Here is a 5532-nt window from a genome sequence, read left to right on the forward strand (position 1 = left end):
CCGACCTTGCGCTCGTGGTCGGGCTCGATGTTCGAGTACCTGATGCCCTCGCTGCTGATGGACGAGCCGCCCGGCGGGCTGCTCGAGCGCGTCGGCGTGGCGGCGGTGCGCGCGCAGCAGGATTTTGGCAACGCGCATGGCATGCCCTGGGGCGTCTCCGAGTGCGCCTACTACGCACAGGACCACACCTTGGCGTTCCAGTACGGCCCGTTCGGCGTGCCGCGCCTGGCGCTGCGCCGCACGCCGCCCGAAGATCGCGTGATCGCGCCCTACGCCACCTTGCTGGCTGCGCAGGTGGAGCCGGTGGCGGCGTTGGCCAACCTGCGTCGCCTCGAACGCCTGGGCGCACGCGGCCTGTACGGCTACATCGAGGCGATCGACCACACCGCGTCGCGGCGCGGCGACGACGGCCGGCAGCAGCCGGTCACCACCTTCATGGCGCACCACCAGGGCATGAGCATCGCCGCGCTCACCAACTTGCTGTGCGAGGGCGGCGCGGATCGCCCGCGCGGCTGGTTCTCGCGCGCGCCGCTGGTGCTGGCGCACCGCGCGCTGCTGCACGAGCGGCTGCCGCGCGAAATCGTGTTCCAGGCCGGCGCCACGCAGCGCCCGCCGCCGGGCGACGTCGAAGCGGCGCCGTCGACGCTGCGTGTGATCGAGCCCGGCACCGTGCCGCGCGGCATGCTGCCCACCTTGCTGCTGGGCAACGGCGCCTACAGCGTGGCGCTGCGGCCCAACGGCGCGGGTTCGAGCAGTTGGCGCTCGAGCCAGGTGAGCCGCTCGCGCGACGACGCGCTGCGCGACGCCTACGGCACCTGGCTGATGCTGCGGCGCGTGGGCGACGCGGGCTTTCATTCGCTCACGCGCTCGCCCCACCCGCGTCCGCGCACGCGCTACCTGGCGCGCTTCTTCAACGACCATGCCGAGTTCGCGGCGTCCTGCGACGAGTGGGAGTCCGAGATCACCGTCTGGGTCAGCCCCGACGACGACGCCGAGTTCCGCCGCGTCACCTTGCACAACCTGGGCGACGAAGCGGCCGAGTTCGAGCTGCAAAGCCTGTTCGAGGCCACGCTCAACCCGCAGCGCGCCGACGAGTCGCACCCCGCCTTCGCCAACCTGTTCGTGCAGGCGCATGTGGCCGACGAGCGCTGCGTGCTGCTCGAGCGGCGCGCGCGGCTGCACGGCGAGCCGGGTCTGTTCGCGGCGCATTTCCTGGCCACCTGCGACGTCGAGCCGGCGTCGGTGCAGCGCGGCTTCGACCGCGGCCGGGTGCTGCCGCGCCTGGGGCGCATGACGCAACTGCGCCCGCCCGGTGTGCCGCTGCAAGTGGGCGATGCAGAGCACGGCGTGCCCGACACCGGCCTGGACCCGGTGGCTTCGCTCAACGTGCGCATCAAGGTGCCGGCGCAGGCGCGCGTGTGCCTCACTTTCGCAACCGCCGCCCATGCCGACCGCCACACGCTCGACATCGTGATCGACAAGTACCGCCAGGACGTGTACCTGCAGCGCGCGCGCTTGATGGCCGCCACCCTGGCGCGCATCCGCCACCGCGAGTTGCGCCTGGACGTGGCCGACATCCACGCCATCCAGGATCTGACCACCTTGATGCTGCAGAGCTGTCCGCGTCCGCGCGCCCTGCCGGCCGTGGCGCTGGACCGACGCGCGCTGTGGCGCTTTGGCATTTCGGGCGACAAGCCGATCGCGCTGCTGCACATCGACGGCACGCAGGGCCTGCCGCTGGTGCAGACGATGCTCAACGCCCACCGGCTGTGGGAGATCGCCAGCGTCGCGAGCGACCTGGTCATCATCAACGGCGAGCCGGCCTCCTACCTGCTGCCGGTGGCACAGCACATCGCGGCGCTGCGCAACAGCCTGGGCGCCGACCGCCATGCCCAGCCCGACCGCGGCGGCGTCCACGTGCTGCGCTTGCACGAGATCAGCGCGGCCGAGCGGGCCGCGCTCGAGACTTGCGCGCGCATCGACCTGCATGCCGATGGCCGCTCGCTGGCCCGCTTACTGATGCGCCAACTGTGGGGTCATGCCGGCCTCGCCGTGGTGGGCGATGAGACCGAGGCCGACACCGACACCGTCACGCGCACCGACGCCGATACCGACACCAAGGCCACTGCTGCCGACCGGCGTGCCGCGGCACCGGGCGGCGTGCGTTGGCCCGAAGAAAACGCCCCCAGCCGCTTCTCGGCCGACGGCGCGGCCTTCGAGATCGCCATCGACGGCCGGCGCGTCACGCCGCGCCCCTGGGCCAACGTGCTGGCCAATGCCGACTTCGGCTGCATCGTCACCGAATCGGGTGGCGGTTTCACCTGGGCCCACAACAGCCGCATGAACGTGCTCACGCACGCCAGCAACGACGCACTGCTCGACCCGCCGAGCGAGCATTTCCTGGTCGAAGACCTGGTCACGCGAGAGCGCTTCGGCCTGCTGCCCACGCAGGAGCGCAACGGCCTGGCCGGCTTTCGCGTCGTGCACACGCAGGGCAGCAGCAGCTTTGCTCACCAGCGCGGCGCACTCGCCGTCGAGGTGCGCATCGCGGTGCATCGCAACGACGCGGCCAAGTGCCTGCGCGTGCGCATCGTCAACAGCGGCACGGCGGCGCGGCGGCTGCGCTTGCTCGGCCTCGTCGAATGGGTGCTCGGCGCCACACGCAGCGACCGCATGACCCTGGCCACCGAGTTCGTGCCCGAGGTGCAGGCGGTGCTCGCGCGCCAGCTCGAGCACATGGGCGGCTTTGGCGACGGCACCGCGCTGCTCATGCTGGCAGGCGCCAAGGTGGGAGGCTGGACTTGTGCGCGCAGCGAATTCTTCAATTCGCGCGGCGAGCTGCGCATGCCCGCGCGGCTGGGCGGCGCGCATGGCGTGGGCCTGGACCCGTGCGGCGCGCTCGACGCCAGCGTGGCGCTGGCGGGCGGCGCCGCGCTCGAGTGCCATTGGGTGCTGGGCTACGCGCCGGGCCGTGATGCCGCCGTGGCGCTGGCGCGGCGGCTGCGCGCGCCGGGCGCTCTGAGCGCGTTGTTCGACGACGTCCAGGCCGATTGGGAGCGGCGCCTCTCGGCCATCACCGTGCGCACGCCCGATGCGCTGTTCGATGCGCTCGTCAACCGCTGGCTGCCCTACCAGACGCTGACTTGCCGCCTGTGGGCGCGCGCCGGCTTCTACCAGGCGGGCGGTGCGATCGGCTTTCGCGACCAGTTGCAGGACGCCATGGCGCTGGTGCTTGCCGAGCCCGAGCGCTTGCGCGCCCAGCTGCTGCTGCACGCGACGCGGCAGTTTCCCGAAGGCGACGTGCAGCACTGGTGGCACCCGCCCACGGGTGCGGGCGTGCGCACGCGCATGACCGACGACCTGCTGTGGCTGCCCTATGCGACGAGTTACTACCTGGGTGTCACGGGCGACGCACGCGTGCTCGACGAGGCGCTGCCCTTCCTCGAAGGCGCCGTCGTCCCTGAAGGCGCCGAGGACGCCTACTACGTGCCCACCGTCAGCGGGCATGAGGTGTCGCTCTACGAGCATGCCGCGCGCACCATCGAGCACGCCTTGCGCGTGGGCGCGCACGGGCTGCCGCTGATGGGCACCGGCGACTGGAACGACGGCATGAACCGCGTCGGCCACGGCGGGCAGGGCGAGTCGGTGTGGCTCGGCTGGTTCTTGCTCGTGGTGCTGGACGACTGGATACCGCTGGCCGAGGCGCGCGCCGAGCCCGCGCGTGCGGCCAATTGGCGCGCCGCGCGCGTGTCGATCGCTGCGGCGCTGGCCGAGCACGGCTGGGACGGTGCCTGGTACCGGCGCGCCTTCTTCGACGACGGCACGCCGCTGGGCTCACAGGTCAACAGCGAATGCCGCATCGACCTCATCGCACAGGCCTGGAGCGTGTTCGCCTCGCCGCCGGGCGACGCGCGCGCGGCAGCGGCGATGCGCGAAGCCGACCGCCGCCTGGTCGACCGCGACGCGGGCTTGATCCGCCTGCTCGACCCGCCGCTGGCCGAAGCCGTGCCGGCCGCCGGCTACATCCAGGCCTACCCGCGCGGCGTGCGCGAAAACGGCGGCCAGTATTCGCACGCCGGCTGTTGGGCGGTGATCGCGATGGCCAAGCTGGGCCGTGCCGACCTCGCCTGGGAATACTTCACCCTGCTCAGTCCCGCGCACCGCTCGCTCACCGCGGCGGCGCAGCAGCGCTACCGCATCGAGCCCTACGTGATGCCCGGCGACACCTATTCGGCTGCGCCCTATGCCGGCCGCGGCGGCTGGAGCTGGTACAGCGGCTCGGCGGCGTGGATGTACCGCGCGGCCATCGAGGCCTTGCTCGGCTACCAGAAGCAGGGCGAGCGCATCCGCTTCGTGCCTTGCCTGCCGCCGCACTGGCGCGAAGCGTCGATGCGGCTGCGCGTGGGCGGGCGGGAAGTGGAGGTGGTGATGACAGTGGACCGGGCAGGTGCGCAGCGCAGCGAAGGCGCTGCGTCGCGCGTCATCGCACCGGGGCAGTGGGTCGAGCTGCGCGATCTGCCCGAGCGCGTCACGCTGCGGCTGGCGTTGGGCGCGGCGCCGGGGCCGCTGGTCGAGAAGACCGAGTCGGCGGCGTCGGCAGCGCTCTGATACGGATTCGTTGGTGCTCGAACAGGAAGGGCAGTCTGCAACCGGGCCGTCGGCGGGGGTGGCGGGTTTCGCGTGGCGGGGGGCGGGTGGCGGGTGGCGGTTTGCGGCGTGGCGGCGTGGCGGCGTGGCAAAGGCGCACCCGGGCAGGCGGCAGCGCTTCGTCGAGGCGGTCTCCGCTGCGCTGCGACTGCCTTGCGGTGCTCGGTCTCGTGGCCCGTCGCGCAACTCACTGCGCTCACTGCGTTCGCTGCGTTCAAACAAGCGCGACGAGTCAGATGACGAAGCGCTGCGCGCGGCCACGAGCCCTGTGCTCCTCAGCGCCTCGAAGGCGCGCTGCCGCCTGCCCGGGTGCGCCTTTGCAATCACAGCGGTGATCTGCGAAGAACGCCGAGGCCGTGCTTTTGCAGACACGGTGGTGTTGCGGGTTGCGCTGCGTTGCGAAGACCCACGGCGCGAGCCCGCGCCGGGCACCGCCCGCCGCGTCGTGCGAACTCCGACACCTGAATCCGACGCCAGCCGCGCGCTGGAACGGGCCGCTTGCGCGTGGCAGGTCTTGTTCGATCGAAAAGCGAATTCGCGCAAGCGGGGCATCTATGGCGCTTGCGTCGCCATCGTCAAATTGACTGCGGGGTTGCTGATGACCCCTTGCACCAGCGGCTGGCGCAGGCGCGAGAGTTCTTCCACGGCTTCGGCAGCACTCCTGACCACCTTGCCGGCGCCGACGGCGCTGAGCCGGTCGGTGGCTTTTTGCAGGTCGCCTTGCGCGTCCCACAGGCCCACCACGATCGGCACGTCGGGGAAGCGCGTGCGCAGTTTCTTGCACAGGTAGCGGGCATGGGCCAGCGCGGCCGGCGGCGTGGCCGAGATGCAGATGGCGTCGGGCTGCGTCAGGGCCGCCTGTTCGAGCATTTCACCCTTGAGCGT

Annotated in this window: 1 protein-coding gene and 1 pseudogene; one reads left to right on the forward strand and one right to left on the reverse strand. The window is 71.8% G+C overall.

The annotated features are described in order from the left end of the window. The coding region (locus RMO12_RS09870) for a GH36-type glycosyl hydrolase domain-containing protein (RefSeq protein WP_309639159.1) at positions 1–4608 on the forward strand (4608 nt) is incomplete at its 5' end. 591 nt (positions 4609–5199) lie between these two features. Here RMO12_RS09870 and RMO12_RS09875 read toward each other — a convergent pair. Continuing rightward, positions 5200–5532 (reverse strand): annotated as a pseudogene (locus tag RMO12_RS09875) (hypothetical protein); the annotation flags it as partial.

The organism is Methylibium sp., from assembly GCF_031393925.1.
Classification (GTDB): Bacteria; Pseudomonadota; Gammaproteobacteria; order Burkholderiales; family Burkholderiaceae_C; genus Methylibium.